Below are 24,409 nucleotides of genomic sequence, written 5' to 3'. Positions count from 1 at the left end.
CTTAAAGGCCGCCTTCGCCGAAAACGAGAGTTTGTTAGGATTTATGCCCCGCGGGACTTCGGGTCTCGCCAGCATCGATGCATGGCCTCGGGTGTACCGGCCGTAAGGTCGAACTCCCGCGCGGCAAGGCCTGAAAGCACGTGCGTGGGAACGTCCATCTCATGGACGATTGATTGAGGCTCACTGCGAATAGTTTCTAGTAGAGAACCGGTCGAGCGAAGGCACCGCCGTTTTCTGCGTTAGACGACCGCGCCAGAATGCCTGCTACTGTCCGTTGCCGACCTGACTCTGAGCGCCACAACGTCTTCTTTGAGAATCGTAGCCCCAGCGACACTCTTGCGATAGCGTCGAAGCGTCACTTCCCGCTCCACACCGTTCGTAGATGCGCTACCATTTTTGGGAACAGCGTCGCTTTGCTCTCGTACAGAGAAGTAGCGCGTTGTAGGACTGCGAACCGCATACAACAGTTCATCGACCAATGCCCTCGACCATGCAATGGCTTTACAGGTTGCGGTCACGCAGGGCAGCGCTAACCGCAAACATAGCGCTGAGCCGGGTATCGCGCATGAAACGAGCGAGTAACATCGTGAGACCGACAGATCGGTGCGAATGGGTCGCCGTGCCCGGCGTACGCAATGACCTGTTACGGTGGCTACCTGAAACCGTGAGACGCAGTTTTCGTGACCAGTCTGCCATTCGAAATATTCCGGCTGGTCAGGTCATTTTCCAGTATGGCGATGAACGTAGGGAGATGTACCGGGTCCTCCGTGGGACCGTCCGAATATCCACGATGCGGGTCGATGGTCTCGAGATGGTCTACGCTTTGCTTGGTCCAGGAGAGTGTTTGGGCGCCAGTAGCCTGATCGACGGAGACCGCATGCCGCAAACCGCTGAGGCGCTTGACGACGTCCGACTTCAGGTCTTAAGTTCCGCGGCATTTTCCAAGCTTCGCGAGAGGCATCGCGTCTTCGACGACGCTTTGCTCAGACTGCTGTCGAGCCGCCTGCGGATGCTGAGCGCCCATATGGCAAATGCTGTACTTGCTGATCCACCGAACCGGGTTGCCTTACGCCTGCTTGAGGTCGCGCATGTCGCGCCGGACGGCGGACTGCATGTTTCAATAACGCAGGCAGCACTTGCACTTCTAACTGGAGCGTCCCGTCAAACAGTTAACAAGGTCCTGAAACAATTGGAGCGCAAGGGCCTCATTCGTTTGACCTACCGTCGCATTGAGCTAAGGAATATCGACAAGCTGAAGCGGATGGCGGAAATCATCTGAGTTTCGCTTCCATTCGCTGCTCCTAGCACGACTCGTCTGGCTCAAGTTTCAGTCATGGCGCCAGATATCGCAGCAATTCCGGATCGCTCCGCACCTTCCCCGCCTCGCCCTGCAGCGCGACGCGGCCGCGGTCCAGCACATAGGCGTAGTCGGCGACGCGCAGCGCGAGATCGAGATGCTGCTCGACGATCACGACCGAGATGCTCTTGGCGAGGTCGATCAGCCGCTCGGTGATCTCCTCGATCACGCCGATCCAGACGCCTTCGGTCGGCTCGTCCAGCAGCAGCAGCTTTGGATTGCCGAGCATGGCGCGGCCGATCGCCAGCATCTTGCGCTCGCCGCCGGACAGCGTGCCGGCCGGCTGGTCGAGGCGCTGGCCGAGTTTCGGGAAGATGGCCAGCACGCGATCGATCGCGCTGGCATCCGGATTGAACAGCGAGCCGACGGCGAGGTTGTCGCGCACCGACAGGCGGGCGAACACCGAATGCTCCTGCGGCACATAGCCGATGCCGGAGCGCACCCGCTCCTCGGTGCGGCGGCGGGTGATGTCGCGGCCGTCGAAGAACAACTCGCCCTGCGAGCTTGCGAGCTCGCCGACGATGGTCTTCATCAGCGTGGTCTTGCCGGCGCCGTTGCGGCCGAGCACGGCGACGCCGCCGCGCCAGGGAATGCCGATGTTGACATCGAACAGGACCTGGCTGCGGCCATAACCGGCGTCGAGATGCCGGATATCGAGGAAGGTTTGCTCAGGCACGGCGAAGATAGATCTCCTGGACGCTTTTGTTGGCCTGGATTTCCGCGACCGTTCCCGAGGCCAGCACCTTGCCCTGGTCGAGCACGGTGAGGCGGTCGCAGATGTCGCGGATGAAATCGAGGTCGTGTTCGACCATGACGAGCGAGCAATGCTGCTTGATCGGCTGCAACAGCTCGCCGGTGACGCGGCGCTCCTCGAGGCTCATGCCGCCGGTCGGCTCGTCCAGCAGCAACAGCCGTGGCTTGCCGGCGAGCGCCATCGCGATCTCGAGCCATTGCTGCTGGCCGTGCGACAGGGCCGCGGCGGCATCATGTGCGCGATCGGCGAGCCGGAACTGGGTCAGCATCGTCATCACCTGATCGTGCAGCTTCTTGCGGGTCCGCGACAGCACGAGGTCGAACAGCGAGCAGTGTGCCTGCAGCGCCAGCAGGATGTTGTCGTACAGCGTCAGCGTCGGCAGCACCGAGGTGATCTGGAACTTCAGGCTCATGCCGGCGCGCGCGCGCTCGGTCGGCGTGAACGCGGTGATGTCGGTGTTGACGAAGGAGACCTTGCCCGTGGTCGGCACCTCGGCGCCGGCGACGCATTTCATCAGCGTGCTCTTGCCCGAGCCGTTGGGGCCGATCAGGCCGTGGAACTCGTTCTCGCCGACGGTCAGCGCTGCACCGTCGAGCGCGGTCAGCTTGCCGAACACTTTGCTGATCCCTTGCGCCTCAAGGAGCGGCATTGCCGGTCTCCTTCGGGGCTTTGCCGAAACTGCCGACCCGCTCGCGCTCGCCGAGCACGAAGGAGATCAGCCCGAGCGGCCGGAACATGATGACGAGCAGCAGCAGCACGCCGAGGATGATCGGCCAGACGTCGCGGTAATTGTCGGACAGCCAGAAGCTGACGCCCTCGATGATCACGGTGCCGATCACGGCGCCGATCAGCGTGCCGGAGCCGCCGAACAAGACGTAGAGCACGACCTGGGTCGAGAACACGACGCCCAGCATGTTGGGCCAGACGAAGCCCTCGTGGAAGGCATAGAGGCTGCCGGCAAGACCGGCGATGGTGCCGCCGACCGCAAAGATGATCGCCTTCAGATGCTGCGCCTTGTAGCCGAAGAAGGCGATGCGCTGCTCGTTCTCGCGCAGGCCGGCGAGCGCGAGGCCGAATTGCGAGCGGACCAGGAAGCGGCAGAGCAGATAGACGACCACGAGGATGCCGAGCACCATGTAGTAGTAGATCGGCCCCTCCTCGAACTCGTAGCTGCCGAGGGTGAGCGGCGGGATCGACGGGATGCCGTTCTGGCCGCCGAGATAGTACCAGCCGCGCGCCAGCCGGTCCGCGGCATAGGAGCCGGTGAGGGTGCCGAGCGAGACGAAGATCACGCTCGAGGGATAACGCCCGAGCAGCAGGAAGCCGCCGAGCAGCAGCGACGCGGTGAGCCCGATCAGCGTTCCGGCAGGCAGGATCAGGAGGATCGAGGTGACGTTGAGATCGCGCGCCAAGAGCGCCACGCCGTAGCCGGCGGCGCCGAAGAACAGCGCCTGGCCGAAGCTCATGATGCCGGCATAGCCCCACACGAGGTCGAACGACAGGGCGAACAACGCGAGGATCACCACGCGGGTGGCGAACACCGTCAGATAGTCCTGCAGCACCCATGGCAGGACCAGTGCGATCAGCAGCACCAGCCCTTCCACGATCGGCAGGACCTTCCATCCTGCCGATACCCGTCCCGCCGGCGCGCTTGCGGCCGGTGTACCCTTGCCCGTCACGACATCCGGTCCCTCGCCGATGCGTGCGACGGCCTCTCTTGCTGCACCCATCGACTGCTCAGCACTCCTTTGGGTCGACGAGACCATTGCTGCACCCGACGATTTCGTAGTTTCCTCCCTTGGCGACCGCGATGTACATGTTCATCTTGCAGTGACGCTTGCCCGGCACCATCTCGGCGGGCCCGCCGGGACCTTCGGCAATCCTGGCATGGTCGAGGGTGGCCGCAACCGACTCGCGATCGACCTTGCCGGCTTCCTTGACCGCCGCCTCCCACAGCTTGAGGCCGCGCCAGGTTCCGGTCGCAGCACTTCCGGCGGCGAACAGGATCTTGCCGGGAAAGCTCCTGTCGTAAGTCGCCTGGATCTTCGCGCTCACGGGATCGCTCGCGGTGACCGCCCTGAAATAGTCAAGGCAGCTGGCCATACCTTCGATCTCGTGGGGCTGACTTATATTCAAGAGGTTCTCATCAGCCCAGACGCAGGCAAGGCGACCTCCGTTCTTCAAAAACCCGGCTTCACTGAGTTGCTTGAATAATGGGCCAACTCCGGGCGGAATGATCGTGTTGAACACGACGTCGACCTTGTTGGAAATGATACGATTGACAGTCGCACTGAAGTCCACTTGATCGAGCGGGTAATATTCGTCGAACACGACTTCGCCGCCATGGGCTTCGATCAACCTTCGGGCGTAGACGTTAATCGTATGCGGATAGATATAGTTGGATCCGGGCAGCGCGAATTTCTTTCCGCCGTTTTTGATCAGCCACGGGATCAGATCGTCGCATTGCTGCGCGGGGGTGGGTCCAGTGCAGAACAGGTAGGGCGTGCACTCCCTGCCCTCGTAAAGCTCTGGATAGATGTAGAGCGTCTTGCCGCGCGCTACGATCGGATCCTTGATCGCGTTACGCATCGAACTCGTGACGCCCCCAAGGACGAGGTCAACCTTATCCCGCTGAATCAGCTTTCTCACGTTTCCGACTGCGATCGATTCGTTCGATGCTGTATCCTCGAAATAGAGTTCAATCGGACGCCCCAGGAGACCTCCGTTGTCGTTAATCTCCTTGATCACCATCTTTGCAACATTGGCGTCGGCCACGCCAGCGAACGCGATCGGTCCTGTTAGATCGGTGGCGATACCAACCTTGATGGGCCCTTCCACAGCGTTCGCCCAATCGGGCCGGACCACCCAGCTTCCGACGCCGGTCGCGATCGCTCCGGTCGCGAAGGCGAAATTGCTCATGAAGCGGCGCCGCGTCAGGTTCGTGCGTTCAATCGACATGGTGATTAGACCCCTTTCCCTGCAATGAGGCCTTGCGGCCGGAACTTGATGAACACAATCGCGAGCACGAAGACGAGGACGTCGGCGACGACGGGCGACATGACCCATGGCAGCGCGGCGCTGAGCGTGCCGATGACGCCGGCGCCGGCGACCGGGCCGATGAAGGATCCGACCCCGCCGACCATCACGGCAACGAAACCCTGGATCAGGAAACGGATGCCGAGATCGGCAAACAGGCTGAACACCGGCACGATCAGCGCGCCGGCAAGCCCGGCCAGCGCCGCGCCGAACGCAAACGTCGCGCCGTAGATCAGGGGCGTCGAGATACCCGAGGCGCGCGCCAGTCCCGGGTTCTCCAGCGTGGCGCGCACGCGCAATCCGAACGAGGTGCGTGCCAGCAGAAGATAGCAGGCGCCCATCACCAGCAGCGTGATCACGATGATGGTGAAGCGCCAGGCCGAGATGTGGATGGCACCAACGTCGATCGAGCCACCGACCGGCTCCGGCACCGTCAGATAGAAACCGCCGATCAGGCCGCGTACGCTTTCGCGGATGATCAGGCCGAGCGCATAGGTACCGAGCATCGCCACGATCGGCGCCGCATAGAAGCGCCGGATGATGAGCGCTTCCAGCACGAAGCCGAACGCGCCGACCACGACGGGCGCCGCAACCATGCCGGCCCAGATAGGCGCCCCGTGGGCGTAAGCCAGATAGGTGACGTAGGCTCCGAGCAGCACGAACTCGCCCTGCGCGAAGTTGAAGATGCCCATCATGCTGGCGATGATGCCGAGCCCCAGCACGAAAAGGACGATGATCGCGCCGAAGCTCGCGATCTCGAACACCGCAACGAACGTACTAGCCATGTGTGGCGATCCAACTCACCCGCTGAAACCTGTCAGGTCACTACGGAAAGTGCCTCGAGTGTCTCGAATGCCAGTCGGTTGCTCGTTGGAACGCTGCACCAGCCTGTAGAACGGCGGCCTCATCAAAGTGTGCTCCGATGAGCTGAATTGCCATCGGTGCACCCCGGTCGTCGAAGCCCCCGGGTAGAGTCAGGGTTGGACTTCCCGTGCTGTCAAAGACACAGGTGAAGCGGAGCAGATCCTCAAGGGGAGAGATCTGAAGAATGTCGGCGGTGGCGGCGGTGGTCGGGGTCGGCCAGATGGTCACGGGGACGAGAATGACGTCGAGGTTACTGAACTTGGCGCGAAGACGGCTCGAAAATTCCAGACGCGCATGCTGCGCGGACGCGAGATCCATTGCCGTGCTGCTCCGTCCCAGATCGATAAGTGCCGATAGCGCTGATCCGTAACTCTCGGATTTCGACGGATATGTCGCCGCATGCGTTAACGCTGTCTCGGACGAACACAGAATCGGCCAGGTCGACGCAGCGTTCCGCCATTCGGGGAATGAAATTTCTTCAACGATCGCGCCAAGGTCCTCGAAAACCTTTGCCGCTGCCTGCCACACCGCCACGATGCCAGGGTCGACGCCTTCGGTCGCGTAGACACGCGGCAGTCCGATCCGCATCCCCGCAACGCTCCGCAAGGCTGCCGCCTGGTAATCTTCTACTGAATCGTGCACAGCGGTCGGATCGGCAGGATCCGCGCCGGCGATGGCTCCGAGCATGATCGCACAATCGACAGCCGACCGCGTCATTGGCCCGACGTGATCAAGGGAAGCAGCCAGTTCGAAGACGCCGTGGCGGCTGACACGCCCCCACGTTGGCTTGAGACCCGTCACGCCGTTGACCGCGCTGGGAAAACGGATCGAACCGCCGGTGTCAGAGCCGAGCGCACCGAAAGTCAGGCCGGCAGCCGTGGCGACGCCCGATCCGCTGGAGGACGCGCCTGCATATAGCTCGGCACCCCAGGGGTTTTTGGGCGCCGCGACGGTCGGATGATGTTCTGTCCACGCCTGCTCCGTCGTTTTCAGTTTTCCGAGCGAAATAGCACCCGCCGCCTCCAGCCGCCTCACCGCGGTCGCGCTGTAGGTCGGCTGAAAGCTCTTGTGTATCGCCGTACCTGCCGTTGTCAGGGCAAAATCCGTGTAGAAAATATCCTTGTAAGCCAGCGGAACACCGTGGAGAGGGCCACGCCACCGTCCAGATCCGATCTCGCGCTCCGCGCGGTCGGCCTGCTCCAGAGCGCGCTGCGCGGTTACCGTCACGTAGGACTCAAGCTGCGGATCAAGGGCATTGATCCGGTTGAGCATGTGTTTGACGAGTTCGACCGGAGAGATGGCTTTCGTCCTGAGCAAAATGGACAGCTCTGAAAGTGCTAGATAGTGCATCTGGTTCTCCGTATCCGGCCAACTAAATCTGTAGCGCTCAATAGCCGCCCCACCCCAAAAAGCTCGCGAAGAGCTTTTGGGAGCCATGTCGCCGTATCCATCCTGAGGGCCTCAGATCATCTCCCGGCAGGAGCGAGGACAGATCTACCCAGATCGAAGCAAGTACTTCGATTGACTGCCAATCGGCCCATGCTACCTTCGAGCGGATCGTCCCCCGGTCCTGTTTGCTGTTGAGCTTGTAGCGATCTGGAATTCGGGGCGGCATCGGCATTATTGCCGATGGTGGTTTGGCTACATGACCCTGCACCGGCGGGGGCCGTGTGAGGTCATTGTCCGCCGGCGAATTGGGTGTCAGCTGCCGAGCTGTACTTGGCGCGCACCTTGCATAAAATTTACACTGGGGAGGATTGGGGTATGACACCGCATATCCGGGACATCACGTCGAGCGAGCTGAAGCTCTTTGCTGACATCGTCCACCGCCTGGAACGGCTGAGTGCGCAGGATGACGTTCGGCGGGCCGCACTCAGTGACCTCGTCAAACTCCTTCGTGCTGACGGCGGCTGCTCTTGTGTCTGGCAGGAGACAAAGCAGCGATTCTGTGAATCGATCTACGTGGGCGCCCCGCCGGAAATCCGATCGCTCTACGATGATTGGTACCAGTTCAATGATCCCATAACCTCGCGTTTGCGAGCGGCGCGGCGCGCCACGATCGTCGATGAGGTCCTGGACCGGCGCGAGCTAATCAAGACCGAATTCTATAACGACTACCTGCAGCGCGATGCGCTCGAATGGGGCATCAATATCTACATGTTCGATCAACGGAATCGCGACTTGGGCGATTTCCGGATCTGGCGGCGGCGCGGAAAGACAAATTTCGACGAACGGGAAAAGGTGCTGCTGGACGTCCTGGAACCGTTCATCCGGTCCGCGTTGTTACGGGGACACACTCATAGCGACGGCCTGACCACCCGGGAACGTGAGATCACCGAACTGGTATCACGTGGGTGTACAGACCGTGACATTGCTCGCGTGTTAGGCATTAGTTTTGGCACCGTACGAACTCATATCAGCCGAGTGCTCGAGAAATTCGGCTGCGCAAATCGAGCGGAACTGGCTGCCAGTTTTACGAAAGCCCGGTGACCAGACCGCAGGTCATCACAAGCCATTATGTCCCAGCGCTTCCGAGCACTCAGAGGTGATGAGCTATCGGCGGTCTCGTCCGTTCCCAAACGTTTCGCGCAGAAATGCCTGTAGCAGGCCGCCGACCTCAGCCGGCCGTTCCTGCTGCACCCAGTGTCCAGCTCCGTCGATCAAGTGGCAGGCAGCCATTCTTGAACAGACCGTGGCCCGCATCGATTCATAGGCTCCGGGGTGTTGATAGATGCCCCAATCCTGCTTGCCAGCAACGAAGAGAGACGGGACGTCAATACTGCGACCCGACCAGATTTGCAGTTCGGAATTGAACCTGCTTGAGAGAGCACAGCGATACCACTGCAGACCCCCCTGAAAGCCAGTACGGGCAAACTCTGCACTGCAGAACGACAGATCGGTATCCGGGAGCCATTGGTTGGCGGCAACTGCAGCTGCTGACGGCATATGCTCTGCCACGGTAGCTGGCATATCCTTGTCCCGCTCCATGATGTAGTAAGTCGGCATGTTTGCGAGCTCGGCCGCCGACCACGACTTTAGCGGATATGGCGCCTCGCCTTTCCAATCAGCGCTCTTGTAGTGATAGTAAGCCCGCAAGAACGCATGCACTCCCTGCGGAGCATGGCGCATGTGTCTGTCAGCTTCCCGCGTCGTATAGTACCATTGATAGTGCTTCCGCGGCCGCGGCAAGGCCGCGAGTTCACGATGAACGAGGTCTTCCGGTGGAGAAACAGCAACTTCATTTACCGAATTGAACGGAAGCCGAGGCGCCCCGGCGAACGGCGCGCTCATCATGACCACGGACCGGAATACATCCGGTCGTATTAGCCCACACCAGGCGGCGACTGCGGAGCCGAAGTCGTGTCCGATGACGGCATCGACGGCATCGTAGCCAAACGCCGCAACAACGCCGATCGCATCGCGAACGAGGTTCGTTAGCCGAAAGGAAGCAAGATCGCCGTCGTAGTCTGGATCCCACCCGCTTGTACGCCCGTAGCCCCGTTGGTCAGGTGCAATCACATGATAACCGGCCTCGGCCAGGGGAATCATCAACTTGCGCCAGCAGAAGGCCAATTCGGGAAAGCCGTGCAACAGCAGCACGCAAGGCCTGTCAGGCAATTTGAATCCAGCTTCCAGGACGTGTACCCGCAGACCGTTAACGTTTTCCACGTACCGCGAACGGATTCCTGAAGCGAGCGGAATCTCAGGTAGTGAGCTTGTTATCGTCATGCATTCGGTCCTCACTGCTTTCGACGAGCCGCGCACACTCAGCAGCTCGACGACACTCCTGAATTCGCCGGCTCAAATGCCAGGAGCGAACCGTCGCTCCAATGCCCTGTCCTGGCCACGCTGCATGAGGAGAACCCGACGGCTCGAGCATTGGAGCCCCCTCGTCGCTATCGATATCACAAGAGAACCGGATCGATTGTCGCCAAATTGACAGAGACGGATAGAGCGACCTGATAGCCTGGCGCCTCTATTAAAACGAAAGACTCAAACGCTTTCCTGCTGGCGACCGTTTGAGCTCGTTCGCTTCCTCCAGACAACGCCAGATGCTTCGCCGATCAAGCGTAAGCCTGCCGGCACCCCAACAATACAGGAACTGCGCGTATGAGCGACCATCCCGATTCAACCGCAACACAGAACGTTATTTCAGCGGCGCGAGCAACCGACAGGCGGACGCAAAACGAAAAACCGTCAACGATCCTCCTGAACAGCTCCGACGATGTATTGATCGCGCTTCGCGCTATCGCCGTTGGTGAGACCGTGTCGGACGGGGTAGTCGCGATAGATCCGATTCCAGCCGGTCACAAGATTGCGCGACGTCGGATCGACGCGGGCACAGCTGTTCGCCGTTACAGCTCAGTAATCGGCGTAGCGTCGGCTACCATCGCTCAAGGCGAACACGTTCACGTCCACAATCTCGGCATGAGCGACTATTCCCAAGACAGCAATACTTTTGGCCAGGATGTTCGACCAACGCCTCTCGCGTCCGTGCAACGTACCTTCAATGGCTATGTCCGTGCAGATGGACGCGTAGCGACGCGCAACTATATCGGCGTATTGACCAGCGTGAACTGTTCGGCGACTGCCGCCCGCATGATCGCAGACCATTTCAAGGGCCGTCTTGCCAACTATCCGAATATCGACGGCGTCGTGGCGCTGACGCACAAGAGCGGATGCGGACTTGATGCCAGGATCGATGGCATCGAAGCGTTGCGACGATGTATCGCCGGCTACGCCGCTCACCCGAATTTCGCGAAAGTGCTCATGATCGGACTGGGCTGTGAGGTCAGCAATCTCGATGGCGTGCTGGGAGGGAGTGCGGGCGACGCGCTTGTTATTCAGCAATCTGGCGGGACCGCAGCCACGGTACGAGCGGGTATTGAACGTCTTGAGGCAAGCCTGGAGCGGGCGAACAACATTCAACGGACGCCGGTACCGGCAAGTGAATTGAAAGTTGCGCTTCAGTGCGGTGGATCAGACGGGTACTCCGGAATCAGCGCGAACGCCGCACTGGGAGCTGCTGTTGATCTGATCGTCGCTCACGGTGGAACTGCAATCCTGTCTGAAACGACAGAGTGCTATGGGGCCGAACATATCCTGACCCGGCGTGCTGTTCGGCGAGAAGTTGGAGAAAAGCTCGCTGCGCGCGTGAAGTGGTGGGACGAATTTGCTGCCAGTCACGGAATGGAGATCAACAATAACCCGTCCCCCGGCAACAAGGCCGGCGGCCTCACGAACATCATTGAAAAATCCCTTGGCGCAATGGCCAAGGGCGGCACCACCAATCTCGTGGAGGTCTACGACTATGCCGAGCGCGTGACGGAAAAGGGTCTGGTTTTCATGGACGCGCCGGCGTTCGACCCTGTCGGGGCGACAGCGCAGGTCGCGGGAGGAGCAAATGTCCTGTGCTTCACGACCGGGCGCGGATCAGCCTTCGGGTGTAAGCCGACTCCTTCGCTGAAGCTGGCGAGCAACACGCCGCTTTACCAGCGCATGCCCGACGACATGGACGTTAACTGCGGCACCATATTGGACGGAACGGAGACAATTGAAGAGGCCGGCACGAGGATATTCGATTTGATCCTGGCGACCGCCTCCGGACAAAAAACTGCCAGCGAACGGCTGGGCTACGGGGAAGAAGAGTTTTCGCCGTGGGACAAAGGTATAATGCTTTGAGACTGGTTCATTCATTGTGCTCCTCCGCTATCTTCACGCAGGTGGACGGCTTTGAAATGACCGCTGGCAGCTCTCCGCGGCTACTCGTCCCCAACAGGGTTGTTCAGCCGGGCGGCGGAAGGATGCCCACCTCGGGTTGCCTAGGTCCCGATCCGGTACACATTGTCGCCCGAGAAGCTGAACAATGAAGTCTCCTGCAATGCGCCTCGAACAGCAACTCCCATTGCAGGGTTTGCTTTAGGACGATCTGCAATCAGTCTGAAATGCTCCCTCGGCGCCATTTTCATCTCAACCAGATAGGTCTGGAGATCCATTGGACGCAGTCGCTTGTGGAGCAACGTCAAAGCATCAACATAGCATTCCGTCGATCGCAGCAGAAACCGGCGTTTCCGGCGAAGAGAATTTGAGGTATGCGAGCATCGGACACTTTTTCGTAGCGAAAGAAGCCGCAGCAGCGTATGCTGATGCTGCCCGATGCAGCATTTGATACTCGCAATCGGCGATTTCTTCGAGCGATTGCGGCACGCACTCGAGCCTCATCAAGGCCAGCCACCCCTTAGGCACTTTCTCCCGGTTCGGTAAGTCGCCGCCCTTTGAAAGCCAGGTACCGACAGTATCGTAAGAAGGCTCGGTCCACTTAGACTCGATAGCAATGCATACGTCCTCGGAGATCGCCATGAAATCGGTGTGTGACGGCGCCCTTCGCCCCTTCGACTGATGATCGACCTTGAACTCAAAATGAAGGTCCACCGGCATCGACACCCGACAAGCACTCAGTACTTTGCGAAACGTGTTCCGTTCGTCTTTCACGAGCGCCAATAGCGGCACAGTTGATCGATACGGCGAGTTAAATTCGTCAACATTGTATGAATGAAGCAACGCGGCAAGATCATGCACTGGCGTTCGATCAAAATAGAGCCCCTGCATCACTCGTCATGCAATATGATCCTCTCGATGAAAATCTATGAGGACCGGGTGACCGTTTCCGTTCTTTTGAGTCAGCTCCACTTCTCACCCGGCCAGGATAGTTTCATTATCGTTCTCCCGGCTGCCATGTCGACAGCCGATTGCCCGCCGGAATCCTGGGCTGCCGCAGCGCAACAGGATGGTCTCGCCGCAGCTGCTGGCAGATGGTTCGCCCGGACCGGGCATTTGGAACGCCCCAGGACTCCGACGGCGTGCACTCGCTCCCGGTGTTCACCTCCCTCTCCCGGTTTCGAGAGCACGAGCTATGGCCAGCAGTTTCCAGTCTTCGTCGCGTTGGCCGACCAACATCAAGCCGACCGGGGCACTTCCCGGCTCATGTATCGGGATGCTTATCGATGGGCGATCGAAGTAGTTGAACGGGGACGTGTTCCTGATGATCCGGGCCCGGACGCTGCCTTCGTCACGCATGCAAGTCGCAATTGACGGAGCGATGATCGGGACAGTCGGCATGATCAGGGCATCGAAGCCCGCGGTAAGGTGATCGAGCTCGTGTGACAATGGTTCTCGACGCATCAGGCAATCGGCGTATGCAGTCGCTGCGATCCGGTCCCCAGCCTCGATGCGCGCTCTCACGTTCGGGTCGTATTCGGCGCCCCTTCGGCCGATCAGATCGCGGTGCCAGGCCATCGACTCAACCGCCTGGATGGTTGCGTTCGGACTCAGGGTCTGGAACACGTCCAGCGTTGGCACATCGATCTCGAGAATTCTGGCGCCCGCACGGGACGCCGTGCTGCATGCACGCGCAAAGGCGCTTGCCACCTCTGGATCGAGCCCCTCCAGCATCCTTCCTTTCGGAATCGCGAACCGCAGACTGGTGAGATCGAAGCCGTCCGTCGGGCGCACCTCTTCGCCAGCAATGACACCGAAGACCAGCGCGCAGTCCTCGACCGACCGCGCCAGCGGGCCAACTGTGTCCAGGGTCGTCGACAACGGAATTGCACCGTCGCGGGGCACCCGACGTTGGGTAGGCTTGAAGCCAACTACGCCACAAAAGGCAGCAGGTACGCGGATAGATCCGACGGTATCGGATCCGATGGATGCAACCGCCATACGATCTGCGACCGAAACTGCTGCCCCCGAAGAGGATCCTCCGGGTGTACGGGAGCGATCCCAGGGATTGCCGGGCGTGCCAAAATGCGGGTTCAGCCCAACCGCCGAATAGGCAAACTGCGTCATATTCGTGCGCCCGATCAGGATAGCGCCCGCCGATTTGAGCCGGCTGATTACAGGAGCGTCGGATGCAGCTGGCGCCGTATCGTCCCGTGCCGGAGCGCCGGCCAGCGTCACCTCGCCCTTGACGTCGAACAGGTCCTTCACCGAGACCGGAAGTCCTGCGACCAGCGAACGAGTCTCACCGATCCTTTCCGGGGTGAAGGCAGCTGCGGCAAGCCGCGCCTCCCGATCCCAGACCTTGATGAATGTTCTAGCGCCCTCGCCCGCCGGGTCCTTGATGCGGTCGAGGCATTCTTCGACGAGGTCGATACTGCTGGCCTGTCCCGCGGACAGTCCGGCTGCCAGAGCCCGAATTTCGGACGCAGCAGATGACAGTCCGTTCAGTTGTTCAGTGTGCTTCATTGGCTGACCAGTCCTCGCTGAGCCCGCCAAGCAGCGGGTGGAACATTTCATCGCCGGAGTGCTGTGTGAACTCGACGTTCACCTGATCTATCCGCAGCTCCAGTATCTCTACGCAGGCATTGACGAGCGCGCGTGCCAGGCGTTCCCGCTGTTCGGGCGGGCGCCCCTTCCGGATGTCACACATCAACAGAGCTGCCTCGTACGGCTCTCCTTCAGTGCAACGCCAGACGCCGCCGTCATGGAGCTCGCGAACAGCCACCGAGATCCGCCGGATGTTTGCTTGCATGATGTCGGCGTAGATCTCGCCAAAGCGCCTGGCCAGGCGCTGTTTTTGCTCGGCCGGGTAACGCCCCGGAACGTCGATTTGCAGGTAGGGCATCTTTCACCTCTTCAGTGCTGGCAAAACGCCATTCATGCGAGCCGCGGGGCGCGCAACATGGTCTGGCCACGCGCCCCGGCGACCATCACATTGTTATCGGGGAAGCGCCGACGCCCCACGGAAGCCGAGCAACTGATCGTAGAGATCGGTACGGCGGTCTCTCACCAGGTCGTTCAACTTGTTCCAGATCGGTGCTGTCCGGGCCTCGACGACGTCGATATCGGCGTACAGGATCGTGTCCTCTTCAGGTCCGGCAATCCGGCCAATTGGCCAGCCATTGGTGCCTGCGATGAGGGAATTCCCCATAAAGCCGGCGCCGCGCTCGGTGCCGATCCGGTCGGCAGTTGCGATGAAGACGTTGTTTGCATGGGCTGCAGTCATGGTCAGGTACGCAGCCATGCAGGTACCGCTCGCATCGTAGAGCGGCGGCGGCGTCCACACCCAGCCGGTCGGGATGCAGATAATGTCGGCACCCAGCTGGCTAACAATACGCGCGGCTTCCGGAAACCAGATGTCCCAGCATACCAGGAGACCGATCCGGCCGATCCGCGTCTCAAATACCGGATAGCCCAGATTGCCTGGCGTGAAGAACAGCTTTTCCTCGTTCCAGAGATGAGTTTTTCGATACTTGCCGATGTAGCCGTCCGGCCCCACCAGAACAGCAGTATCGAACAGCTGGTGCCCTTCCAGCTCAGGCAGGCAGCCGACGATATAAACCTGATGCTGTTTGGCAAAAGCTTCCCAGCCGCGAATCGTCCGTCCCTCGGGCACCGGCTCGGCATGCGCGAACGCCTCCGCACGCGAGTCGAAGCAATAGCCCGTCGTCGCCAACTCAGGCAGCACGATCAGATTGGCCCCTTCCGAGACCGCCTGCTGAAGGCGCTTGCGAACAGCAGCCTCGTTCGTCTCCAGATTTTCCAGGCCGACCTGTGGGTTAAACTGGACCACCGCTACACGAGCGGCACTCTTGCGCTTGGTCGCGGCGCTGGCAGTTGCAGATGTCATATGTTGTTACTCCGATGGATTTGGTTCTATTATCGAACCACTTGCGCAAACGCTTGTCTAGTCCTATTTTAGTACCAGACGCAATTTCGAGTCTGGAGCGATCATGAAAAGAACGAGTCTCGGGGATGTGGAATGTCCGGTGGCCAGGGCTCTGGACGAAATCGGTGACTGGTGGTCCCTGCTGATCATCCGGGACGCTTTCGACGGGATCCGGCGGTTCACCGAATTCCAGAAGAGCCTTGGAATCTCGAAGGGGATTCTGACTGCCCGTCTCAAACATCTGGTCTCGATCGACGTTCTGGAAACGGCCCCGATCTCTGACGAAGGCGGCTACCAGGAGTACGTGCTGACAAGGAAGGGCCGCGACCTCTTTCTGGTAACTGTGAGCCTGCGGCAATGGGCCGAGGACCACTGCTTCGGAAAGGCGGAACGCCATTCGATCCTTACGGAGAAAGCGAGCGGGAAACGCGTCCCGAGGCTTTCTCTGCAGGGACGCGACGGCAAGGAGCTTGACGCATCCATGACCTTTGTCCGCAAGGCCGTTGACCTGGACGCACCGCGGAAAGTCGGCGCGCGCCGTGCTGCGCAGCGCTGACGAACCGGACCAAGAGCAGGAGCTGAGAATCGACCAGCGCCTAAATTAGATGTCGCTTGATGCGATGATCGCCTCTGCCACCGATGCGATCGTTGTGTTCGAGTTCATCGCCTTCTCCCGCAGCCGGCGATAGGCTTCTTCGTGCGGGATATTGCGCGTGGTAGTGAGTATCTCGACGGCCTTCTCGATCTTCCGCCTCGCTTTCAGGGTCTCATCCAGCGACTTGATGCGCTGCTTCAGGCGCGCCTCGTGACTGGCAAGACTGACCGCAGTGGTTAGTGCCGCCAGGATACCGAAGATCCGGATCGGCTTGGAGATTACGCCGTGGACATTCAGGCTATGAAGTTCACTGAGTATCTCCGGCGTCTCGTACGCGATGATGCCGATTCTTGCCACGGCATCGGACATGGTCATCCAGCCCGGGGTCTTCCCGTCGCGGCTCGGATTGACGAGGAACAGGACGACGTCGACGTAGGAAGGCAATGTCTCGGGCGCGGGCCAGACGCCCTCGACCTGGCACCCGATGCGCTTGATGTGCGCGAGAAACAGCGCGCGTTCCTCATCATCAGGATGAATGACGAGGACCCGCATCCGGCGCAAGCGCCGCAGCAGATCCTGGTCTTTAAGCGAAATGCGGTCGCTCATCCTCGAGCCTCACGCGACCAGGGAACGATCGTACGAAATCAGATAGGGATCTGGCCGAACAGCCCCTGCGCTCTTCCACACAATCTCGAAGCTGCCGTTCTCGGAAGCCCTGCCGATCATCGGTCGCATCAGGAAGTGGTTATTGTCGAGATCGATCACCTTGTCCCCCGCAGGCCCCCTGAATACAGCGCCGGACAGGATCGGAAGGATGGACTCGCTATCGGAGTCTCCGGCCTGCCTTACTGCATCTGCAAACATGTGGGCGAGCGCATAGCCGGCTTCTGTGTAGACACCCGGTACCTTGTCGAGGCCATATCGCTTTTGATAGGCGGCGACAAACTCCGGGTTCTGCGGCGTGTCCAGCGAGCCGAAATACGTCAATGCTGAAAGATGGCCGGCACGCGCCTCTGGCGACATGCTGCCCAGCTCCGATTCCGTTGTGGTGAGCGACGCGATCGGAACGTTGCGTCCTTGCCGGACCTTGTTGAAGGCCTCGTACAGGACGACGGTGTCTTCGCCGACGACGGTTGAAATGATCGCTTGCGGTTCCTTCGCAACGAGTTGTTCAAGGAACGGCTCAAAGCGTTCTCTTGTGGTCGCGAAAGGAAGGTAAACCTCCCCGACGACTTTTCCGCCACTCTCGGTGAGAAACTCCTTGACGATGCGGTTGATCTCGCGCGCGTACAGGGTATCGGATCCAATCAGGCCGACATCCTTCCCGAAACTGGCGAATAGATACTCCAGTAGCGGGACAATCACCTGGTTCGGAACGGCCCCTCCGTAAATCACATTGGGAGAATACTCGAAACCCTCATAGACAGATGGATAGAGCAACACGCCGTTATAGCGCTCGACGACGGGCACGACCTTCTTTCGGCTGGTCGACAGACAGCACCCCACAATTGCACGGACGCGCTGACGAAGCAGGAGATCAGTAGCCAATTCCTCATATCGCCGGTCATCGCCAGCCGGATTGGCAATTACCGGCTCGAGGGGCCGGCCATTGATACCGCCGCTAGCGTTGATCTCATCGCAGGCAATGAGAACGCCTTCAATATTCGCATTCTCCGTCACAGCCATCGGCCCGGTCTGCGAGAACAGGACGCCTAATTTGACCGTCGCTCCGTCCATCGTCATGCGTCCATGTTGATCCGTCGATCCACCCAGCGTGCAACGGCCAGAAGACGTTCGTCCTGACCATACCGTCCCATCAACATCATGCCGACGGGCAGTCCTTCGGGCGAACTTCCGCACGGGATCGAAATGCAGGGAAGCCCTGCCAGGTTTCCGATCCAGCAGAACCAGGTCATGCTATCCTGCGTCGTAACCCGCCGGCCGCCAAAGGTCTGCCAGTCATCCCCGATCTTCGGAGCAACGACCGGCAAGGTCGGAAGCACGAGCGCATCCCAGTCACCAAGACCGTTCAGCTGCGTGGTGAGTTGGCCACGAATTCGCTGGGCTTTCAACAGCTCGACGCCGGAGATCCGGGTTCCAGCCTCGAGATGTGCCCTGGTCAGGGCGGTGAACCCTGATGGATTTCGGGCAAGCAGCTCAGCGTGATATGAAGATGCTTCACAATGGAGGATCGCTTCCCACGCTGCGAAGTAGGACGAAACTCCCTCCAGCTCGCGATTGGTAACCTCGGCTCCCGAGCGCCTCAGCGCCGACAAAAAGCTTCGATCAACATCATCGGAGCGCTCCAGCCCCTCGCCAGCAAGATTGATCAGCCGAGGCCTGTCGAGGCGTCCGACAGGTCCGAACGCCAGAGACCGCAAGGTGGCAGGATCGTTGCCGTCCTCACCGCAGATGAACGGCATCAAGTGGATGATATCGTCGAGCGCTGCGGTGATCGGACCCGGGGCGTCGAGGGACCAACTGAGTGGAAGAACGCCATGGCGGGAGGCACGGCCATAGCTCGGCTTGAAGCCATAGATGCCACAGGCTCCGGACGGAATACGAATCGAGCCTCCGGTGTCGCTGCCGAGGGCAGCTGACACGATACCGGCCGCGACCGCGGCACCGGATCCGCCGCTGCTACCCCCGGTAATGTGATCAGGGTTGCGGGGATTGCGGGTGGCGCCAAAGCTGGAGGCCGAGTTTGTCGCTCCATACGCCCATTCATGCATGTTGGTCTTGGCAAAGATAACCGCCCCCGCCTTGCGGAGGTTTGCAACGATGGTGGCGTCCTGCCCCTGGCGCTCGAGCGGCAATGCATTGGAGCATGCGGTCGTCGGATAGTCTGCGGTCAGGTAGTTATCCTTGATGGCGATCGGCACCCCGTCGATCGGGCTCAGGGCCTTGCCTTGCCGCCGCCGCTCGTCCGCCGCCCTTGCCTGCCGCATGACAAGGTCGGGATCGAGGGCAACGAAAGCATTGAGTTTGGCATGGCGTGCCGCCCGATCAAGGGAGCCGGCGGCGAGTTCTGAAGACGAGTTGACGCCGGACGCAAGCGCCTCGATCTGCTGGGTAAGGGTCTGTATCACAGCTGCATAGTTTCCTGGATTCCGGGAGTGAAGTAGTGGGACGGTTCGGATCCAACCAGGCGATCCGCGCAGTCAAGGCCTTCGCGAATTCGCTTCAGCGTCGCAGCAACCTGCCCGAGCTGCTCCTCGCTCAACTCCGATGATTCAGGCTTCTTTTGCATGGTCAGACTCCGAGTAGCTCTTGCTGTAATTTCCTGTCAGTTCGCAAACTGTCGCGATCTGTCTCGAGCCGCACGCTGCCTTTCTCCATGACATAGGCACGTGTAGCGATCGACAGGCAGAAATCGAGATCCTGCTCTGCGACCAGAATGGCGACCCCGCGCTCGCGGTTGATGCGCTTCAGGATACCGGCCATCTCGTCGATGATGGATGGCTGGACACCCTCGGTAGGCTCATCGAGGAGCAGGATCTTCGGCCGGGTCGCCAGGGCGCGGGCAAGAGCCAGCACCTGTTGCTGCCCGCCAGACAGGCCGCCGGCAAGATCATCTGCCTTCGGGCGGAGCATGGGGAATTCCCGCAGGGCAGTTTCCACCGCCACGCGGCCGCTGTGGCCATTGGTTTCAGCCGCGACCGCGATGTTCTCGGTAACGGTCATCCGGGGGAAGACATACCGGCCTTGTGGCACATAACCGATGCCCGCTTTCGCGCGCCTGGCAGGCGACTCCGGCGCGTTATGGCCTTCGATCTCGACATGGCCGGAAAAAGCAGGAATCAAGGCCATGGCGAAACGCATCAGCGTGGATTTCCCAACGCCGTTGCGTCCCAGCAGCGCGACGATCTCGGCCTTGTCCACTGCGATTGACACATCGCGGATGATAACGGTCTTCCCGTATCCGCCGGTCGCGTTGACAATTCTAAACATGCTCGCGCCTCCCGAGATAGATGTCGAGGACCCGATCGTCCGCGCGCAGTTCAGCAATGTCACCTTCGGCAAAGACCTGGCCATGGTGGAGTACCGTCACGTGACCTTCGAGTGTCCTGACGAATTCCATATCGTGCTCCACAACGATCACGGTGGTATGCCGCGCCAGCGTCCGCACGAGAGCCGAGAGCTCCCGCGTTTCCTCATTCGTCATCCCGGCCGCGGGCTCGTCGAGCAGTATGACGCGGGGTGCGAGACAGAGCACCATGCCGATATCCAGCCATTGTTGCTGTCCGTGCGAGAGCGCCGAAGCCTGGACTTTTGCCTGTTGTTCGAAGCCCAGCATGGCAAGTATCCGGCGGCTCACATCAGCCGCTGCCTGCCTGTCGCGAGTCCGGGCGAAGGCAGCAATCGCCAGATTCTCATCCACCGTCAGTTCGCCGAATATCTGTGGCTTCTGGTTCTTCACGCCGACACCCTGGCGAACGCGTTCGAAGATTGGCGCGTTCGTCGCATCCACGTCGCCGACCACCACTGATCCGGCCTCGGGCATGTAGATGCCGACGCAGGCCTTGAGATACGAACTCTTTCCGGCGCCGTTCGGCCCGATCAGCGAATAAGGTCGTCCGGGCTCGAATGCGCGCGTTACCTTGTTGACCGGGATGACGCCACCGAACTGCTTGTAGAGATCGACGGTCGCAAGCCGTTTCGCCGGCCCCGCCTGCTCCGCAGCTTCAACAAGAATGCCTTCCAGCACACCGGGATCAATTGAAACGGCCCCGGCATCGCGCGCTGCCGCATTCGCGTCTGGAAGCGTTCTTCGCCAGAGCTCGCCGATAGCGCCCACCAGACCATTCTTCAGAAAGAGAACGAGCAGGATCAAAACAATGCCAAGGATCAGCGTCGTCTGCCCGCCGACGGCCCCGCCGCCCAGATAATAGGACAGGCCGCCGATCGCGAACGCACCGACAAACGCTCCCGCCAGGGTACCGAGGCCGCCGACCAGGACGTAGATCGGCACAAGGAGCGCCTCCTGAACCGAGAAAATCGACGGGTTAAGGTAGTTGGCCCAGGCCGCGAACATCGCTCCGGCCAGCCCGGCGATCGCCCCTGCGAGAGAAAAACTGGCAACCTGATATTTGCGAATGTCGTAGCCGAGAAGTTCCGTCTTCTGCGGGTCAATCCGAATGCAGTCGATGACACGACCGAACGTGCCGCGCATCAACCACCAGCACAGGAAGTAAACGGCAGCCGACACAATGACGACCGTGACGAATACCTCGACGGGATCGAGTGATTCCGCCCCCCGCCTGAATGCGAGGACTACGCCTGGAATATTCGACAGCCCATTATCGCCGCCGATCTCCGCCTGTCCGACCGAGATCTTCAAGGATTGCGTCAGCGACCACAACAGCAGCGTAAAGGTGTACGAAAGGATCGTCGCCTGCAACGGTCCCATTCGTGCAAAGAAGATAATCGCGCCCAGTGCAGCCGCACTGGCAGCACCGAAGACGGCGCCGGCCGGAAGGCTCCAGACGAGCGTGTTGCCCGTCAGCGGCGCCATGTTGATGGCAAGGATGCTGCCGAAATAGCCGCCGAGGCCGTAGAAGGCCGTTTGTCCGAGGGACAGCAGGCCGCCTCGCCCCCAGACAAGATCGAGGCTGAGACCGAGTAATCCAAAGATCACCCATGACGTTGCGACGTACGCAAGGTAGGGATCGATGAAGCTGGCCGCCGCAAGCGCGGCGCCCGTTGCAAGAACCGGGAAAACCAGGCCAGCGTTCTCGTAGAGCTTCTCAGACAGACCTGTTGCGCGGTTCACGTCTCGGGTCATCTGCAGGTGCTCTTGAGCTGACATTGTCAGTGTCGAAACACGCGGATCCTTTAAAGACAGACTCATGGCTCGTCTCACATCTTGCTGCGCCATTTGGCCGTAATCCCGAGCGGATAAAGCCAGAGGAGAAATGCGGTAATCAGAAAGAAGAAGGCGTCGCCCGCGACCGAAGTCAAAAAGCTCGCCGTTACGGATGCGCCACCGCCGAGACCGATCGCTGTCAGCGCGCTGCCCGTGAGCGTCACCGGCCCTGCGACCACGACGGCAAGAAACGCCTTGATGACGAAAGCGAAGCCCATGGAAGGGGTTGCCGGCACGATAGGCAACAGAACAGCCCCGGCAAACCCCGCGAGACCGCATCCGATCGCAAACGTGAGCGTATTGACACGGTACGACTCGATGCCGATTGCCCGCGCCATCTCCGGCATCTGGATCGCGGCACGCGCCTTCATCCCGTACACAGTACGTGTCATGAGGACGTAGACGAAAAGTGTCGCGAGCACGGCGACGCCGATCATCAAAATCGGATAGCCAGCGAGACTGTAATTGCCGATCTTCAGGTTGAACTGCGGCATGCCGATGCCAGGCGTAACCGTACCGAAGATCGTGACCGCGAGCTGATAGAACGCAATACTGAGCCCCCAGGTCGCCAGCATCGTGTCAAACAGGCGGCCGTAGAGACGGCGGATGATCAGAACCTCGACAGCCGCACCAATGGCCATGGTGACAAGAACGGCAATCGGGATTGCGAAGATGAATGGCACACCGTATCGGGTGGCCGTCAGGGCTGCATAGGCCCCGATCATCAAAAACTCACCGTGCGCAAGATTGATAACGCCCATCAGACCGAATACGACCGCAAGGCCAATTGTCGCAATCAACAGGATCGACGCGCTCGACAACGAGGACAGCAACACGGTTGCCAGATAATCCAGTTCCATCATCAACCCTTCCTCCAACGGCGGGGCGCGCGTTGATGGCGCGCGCCCTGCTCGGTGCCTACTTGCTCTCCGGTGCAAAATGCTGGGCGAGCGTGGGGTTTGCGACCAGGTCGCACTTCTCGTTCTCGTAGGCTGGCGCGACGTCCTTGAACGTCTCGACGACCTTGAAGCCATGCCTGTCGTCGCCTTCGACGATGTAGATGTTCTGGCGCAGATGGTGCGACTTCGGCTCGAGCTTCACGGTGCCGTTCGGTGCCTCGAAGCTCAGCCCGCTTTCGAGGGCGGCGATAACCGGAGCTGTCTGGGCCACTCCTGCCTTGTTGACCGCCGCCGCCCACAAATGCACGGCATTCCAGATGTCGACCGCTTCCGAGATGATCGGCGTGTCGCTGCCGTACTTCGCAGTCCACAGCTTGACGAACTCGGCATTGACCGGATTGTCGACGACCTGGAAGTAGCCCTGGTCCGCGACGAGCCCCTTGCCGGCCGCCGGTGACACCACGACCTGCTGGTTGCCGGAGCCGTAGTTGGTCGAGACGACGCCGATCCTGTCCTTGAGGCCGGCGGCGGCGAACTGCTCGAGGAAGCCGGTCTGGTTGGCACCGACCGGCAGCGCCACGACGAAGTCCGGCCTGGCAGACTGGATCTTCTGGACGGTCGGCGCGTAGTCGGTGACCGTCAGCGCCAGGAAGTCCTCGCCCACAACCTGCGCACCGGCCTTCTTCGCATATTCCCTGACCCAGTGCGCCGAGATCGTCCCGAAATTGTAGTCGGGCGCCATGATGTAGATCCGCTTGCCGTATTTCTTCACCGCCCAGTCGATGAGTACCGACAATTGCTGCGAGGCGGACGGTCCCGTGACGAAGGTCTGCTTGTCGCAGGCGCCACCTTCGTAGAGCGATCCATAGAAGTAAGGGATATTGACCTTGCGGACGATTGGCCGGATCGCCTCGCGTGACGAGCTGGTGAGACCGGCGAACAGCGCGCTCACACGATCCCGCAGGACCGCCGTATTCGCATACTGGGTGTATTTGCTCAGCTCCGACTGTGCGTCGTAGCCGACAACCTCGATCGGCTTCCCGAGCACGCCGCCCTTTGCATTAATGGTATCAACGGCCAGTTTCAGCGCGTTGTTCTGCTGAATGCCGTAGATGTTCAGGCCGCCGGTCAGGTCGAAAATAGCGCCGATCCTGATGCCGCCTTCGGCGCGCACTGGCTTCCCCGCAAGACAAAACGTGACAGCCACCAATGCGCCAAGGCGCAGTAGCCTTGTCCACGAGCTCCGACTGATGTCCTTGCCCGTTTTGCTGCGCAAAGCACGCCCGTTCGAAACGAAGAGATTGATGCGGGATAACATTTAGCTTCCTCCCTAATATCTTATATGGTTCTATCATCGAACCACATGCCGCA

Annotated in this window: 24 protein-coding genes; 4 read left to right on the top strand and 20 right to left on the bottom strand. The window is 60.3% G+C overall.

All coding sequences use genetic code 11. The annotated features are described in order from the left end of the window. The first annotated feature begins 478 nt into the window (after positions 1-478). On the top strand, positions 479-1,279 hold the full coding sequence (locus ACVMDN_RS13990; protein WP_083714955.1) for a Crp/Fnr family transcriptional regulator: 801 nt from the start codon (positions 479-481) through the stop codon (positions 1,277-1,279). Positions 1,280-1,331: 52 nt separating this feature from the next. On the opposite strand, the gene ACVMDN_RS13985 is transcribed toward ACVMDN_RS13990, so the two are convergent. From ACVMDN_RS13985 to ACVMDN_RS13960, 6 genes are read right to left on the bottom strand one after another with little or no spacing between them, the layout of a single operon-like run. Continuing rightward, a complete protein-coding gene (locus ACVMDN_RS13985; protein ID WP_076826673.1) occupies positions 1,332-2,033 on the bottom strand; it encodes a branched-chain amino acid ABC transporter ATP-binding protein in 702 nt (233 codons plus the stop codon). Continuing rightward, positions 2,026-2,760, bottom strand: coding sequence for an ABC transporter ATP-binding protein (locus tag ACVMDN_RS13980; protein WP_253623941.1), 735 nt, complete (start codon positions 2,758-2,760; stop codon positions 2,026-2,028). Before ACVMDN_RS13980 ends, ACVMDN_RS13985 begins: the two co-directional genes overlap by 8 nt. Next, positions 2,747-3,841 (bottom strand): branched-chain amino acid ABC transporter permease, encoded by a 1,095-nt coding sequence (locus tag ACVMDN_RS13975; RefSeq protein ID WP_244558755.1) that lies wholly within the window; start codon positions 3,839-3,841, stop codon positions 2,747-2,749. The genes ACVMDN_RS13980 and ACVMDN_RS13975 overlap by 14 nt, the downstream gene beginning before the upstream one ends. A 7-nt stretch (positions 3,842-3,848) precedes the next feature. After that, positions 3,849-5,069 (bottom strand): substrate-binding protein, encoded by a 1,221-nt coding sequence (locus ACVMDN_RS13970; RefSeq protein WP_076826670.1) that lies wholly within the window; start codon positions 5,067-5,069, stop codon positions 3,849-3,851. A gap of 5 nt (positions 5,070-5,074) precedes the next feature. After that, positions 5,075-5,932: a branched-chain amino acid ABC transporter permease gene (locus tag ACVMDN_RS13965; RefSeq protein ID WP_076826668.1), complete on the bottom strand. Its 858-nt coding sequence runs from the start codon at positions 5,930-5,932 to the stop codon at positions 5,075-5,077. Between the two features lie 40 nt (positions 5,933-5,972). Beyond that, the gene (locus ACVMDN_RS13960) at positions 5,973-7,361 is read right to left on the bottom strand and encodes an amidase (protein WP_076826666.1); all 1,389 of its coding nucleotides are present in this window, start codon (positions 7,359-7,361) and stop codon (positions 5,973-5,975) included. Positions 7,362-7,775: 414 nt separating this feature from the next. Between ACVMDN_RS13960 and ACVMDN_RS13955 the strand changes: the two genes are divergently transcribed. Beyond that, on the top strand, positions 7,776-8,501 hold the full coding sequence (locus ACVMDN_RS13955) for a helix-turn-helix transcriptional regulator (RefSeq protein WP_076826756.1): 726 nt from the start codon (positions 7,776-7,778) through the stop codon (positions 8,499-8,501). 63 nt (positions 8,502-8,564) lie between these two features. On the opposite strand, the gene ACVMDN_RS13950 is transcribed toward ACVMDN_RS13955, so the two are convergent. Next, on the bottom strand, positions 8,565-9,740 hold the full coding sequence (locus ACVMDN_RS13950) for an alpha/beta hydrolase (protein WP_456835167.1): 1,176 nt from the start codon (positions 9,738-9,740) through the stop codon (positions 8,565-8,567). A gap of 381 nt (positions 9,741-10,121) precedes the next feature. Here ACVMDN_RS13950 and ACVMDN_RS13945 point away from each other — a divergent pair, with 381 nt between their 5' ends. Next, complete coding sequence (locus ACVMDN_RS13945; protein WP_083714954.1) at positions 10,122-11,693, top strand: UxaA family hydrolase; 1,572 nt, start codon at positions 10,122-10,124, stop codon at positions 11,691-11,693. Between the two features lie 140 nt (positions 11,694-11,833). On the opposite strand, the gene ACVMDN_RS13940 is transcribed toward ACVMDN_RS13945, so the two are convergent. The 5 genes from ACVMDN_RS13940 to ACVMDN_RS13920 form a co-directional block, all read right to left on the bottom strand. After that, positions 11,834-12,007, bottom strand: coding sequence for a hypothetical protein (locus tag ACVMDN_RS13940; RefSeq protein WP_253641372.1), 174 nt, complete (start codon positions 12,005-12,007; stop codon positions 11,834-11,836). Between the two features lie 34 nt (positions 12,008-12,041). Further along, the gene (locus ACVMDN_RS13935) at positions 12,042-12,620 is read right to left on the bottom strand and encodes a DUF6946 family protein (RefSeq protein ID WP_456843640.1); all 579 of its coding nucleotides are present in this window, start codon (positions 12,618-12,620) and stop codon (positions 12,042-12,044) included. 270 nt (positions 12,621-12,890) lie between these two features. Continuing rightward, positions 12,891-14,255 carry an amidase gene (locus ACVMDN_RS13930; protein ID WP_456835169.1) on the bottom strand — a complete coding sequence of 455 codons (1,365 nt, stop codon included), beginning with the start codon at positions 14,253-14,255 and terminating at the stop codon, positions 12,891-12,893. Next, a complete protein-coding gene (locus ACVMDN_RS13925) occupies positions 14,242-14,634 on the bottom strand; it encodes a tautomerase family protein (RefSeq protein ID WP_076826658.1) in 393 nt (130 codons plus the stop codon). Before ACVMDN_RS13925 ends, ACVMDN_RS13930 begins: the two co-directional genes overlap by 14 nt. Before the next feature lie 93 nt (positions 14,635-14,727). Continuing rightward, on the bottom strand, positions 14,728-15,639 hold the full coding sequence (locus tag ACVMDN_RS13920; protein WP_076826657.1) for a nitrilase family protein: 912 nt from the start codon (positions 15,637-15,639) through the stop codon (positions 14,728-14,730). Between the two features lie 103 nt (positions 15,640-15,742). On the opposite strand from ACVMDN_RS13920, the gene ACVMDN_RS13915 reads away from it, so the two are divergent. Continuing rightward, the gene (locus ACVMDN_RS13915; RefSeq protein ID WP_083714952.1) at positions 15,743-16,234 is read left to right on the top strand and encodes a winged helix-turn-helix transcriptional regulator; all 492 of its coding nucleotides are present in this window, start codon (positions 15,743-15,745) and stop codon (positions 16,232-16,234) included. A gap of 45 nt (positions 16,235-16,279) precedes the next feature. Here ACVMDN_RS13915 and ACVMDN_RS13910 read toward each other — a convergent pair whose 3' ends face one another. The 8 genes from ACVMDN_RS13910 to ACVMDN_RS13875 all read right to left on the bottom strand — a co-directional run bounded on the left by ACVMDN_RS13910 (position 16,280) and on the right by ACVMDN_RS13875 (position 24,212). Continuing rightward, positions 16,280-16,879, bottom strand: a complete 600-nt coding sequence (locus tag ACVMDN_RS13910; protein WP_076826653.1) for an ANTAR domain-containing response regulator — start codon at positions 16,877-16,879, stop codon at positions 16,280-16,282. A gap of 9 nt (positions 16,880-16,888) precedes the next feature. Continuing rightward, entirely contained in the window at positions 16,889-18,010 is a 1,122-nt protein-coding gene (locus tag ACVMDN_RS13905; RefSeq protein WP_076826753.1) for a transporter substrate-binding domain-containing protein, read from the bottom strand. Between the two features lie 2 nt (positions 18,011-18,012). After that, complete coding sequence (locus ACVMDN_RS13900; protein ID WP_456835170.1) at positions 18,013-19,362, bottom strand: amidase; 1,350 nt, start codon at positions 19,360-19,362, stop codon at positions 18,013-18,015. Then, complete coding sequence (locus ACVMDN_RS13895; RefSeq protein WP_158074175.1) at positions 19,359-19,523, bottom strand: hypothetical protein; 165 nt, start codon at positions 19,521-19,523, stop codon at positions 19,359-19,361. Before ACVMDN_RS13895 ends, ACVMDN_RS13900 begins: the two co-directional genes overlap by 4 nt. Positions 19,524-19,525: 2 nt before the next feature. After that, positions 19,526-20,224: an ABC transporter ATP-binding protein gene (locus ACVMDN_RS13890; RefSeq protein WP_076826649.1), complete on the bottom strand. Its 699-nt coding sequence runs from the start codon at positions 20,222-20,224 to the stop codon at positions 19,526-19,528. Further along, a complete protein-coding gene (locus ACVMDN_RS13885; RefSeq protein ID WP_200844637.1) occupies positions 20,217-22,058 on the bottom strand; it encodes an ABC transporter permease subunit in 1,842 nt (613 codons plus the stop codon). Before ACVMDN_RS13885 ends, ACVMDN_RS13890 begins: the two co-directional genes overlap by 8 nt. A 74-nt stretch (positions 22,059-22,132) precedes the next feature. Then, positions 22,133-23,002 carry an ABC transporter permease subunit gene (locus ACVMDN_RS13880; protein ID WP_200844638.1) on the bottom strand — a complete coding sequence of 290 codons (870 nt, stop codon included), beginning with the start codon at positions 23,000-23,002 and terminating at the stop codon, positions 22,133-22,135. Between the two features lie 55 nt (positions 23,003-23,057). Next, positions 23,058-24,212: an urea ABC transporter substrate-binding protein gene (locus ACVMDN_RS13875; protein WP_456835172.1), complete on the bottom strand. Its 1,155-nt coding sequence runs from the start codon at positions 24,210-24,212 to the stop codon at positions 23,058-23,060. Between the last annotated feature and the right edge of the window lie 197 nt (positions 24,213-24,409).

Source organism: Bradyrhizobium sp. USDA 4510 (genome assembly GCF_054059095.1).
The sequence above is the reverse complement of the archived record's forward strand: the minus strand, read 5'-3'. Positions and strand labels throughout refer to the sequence as shown.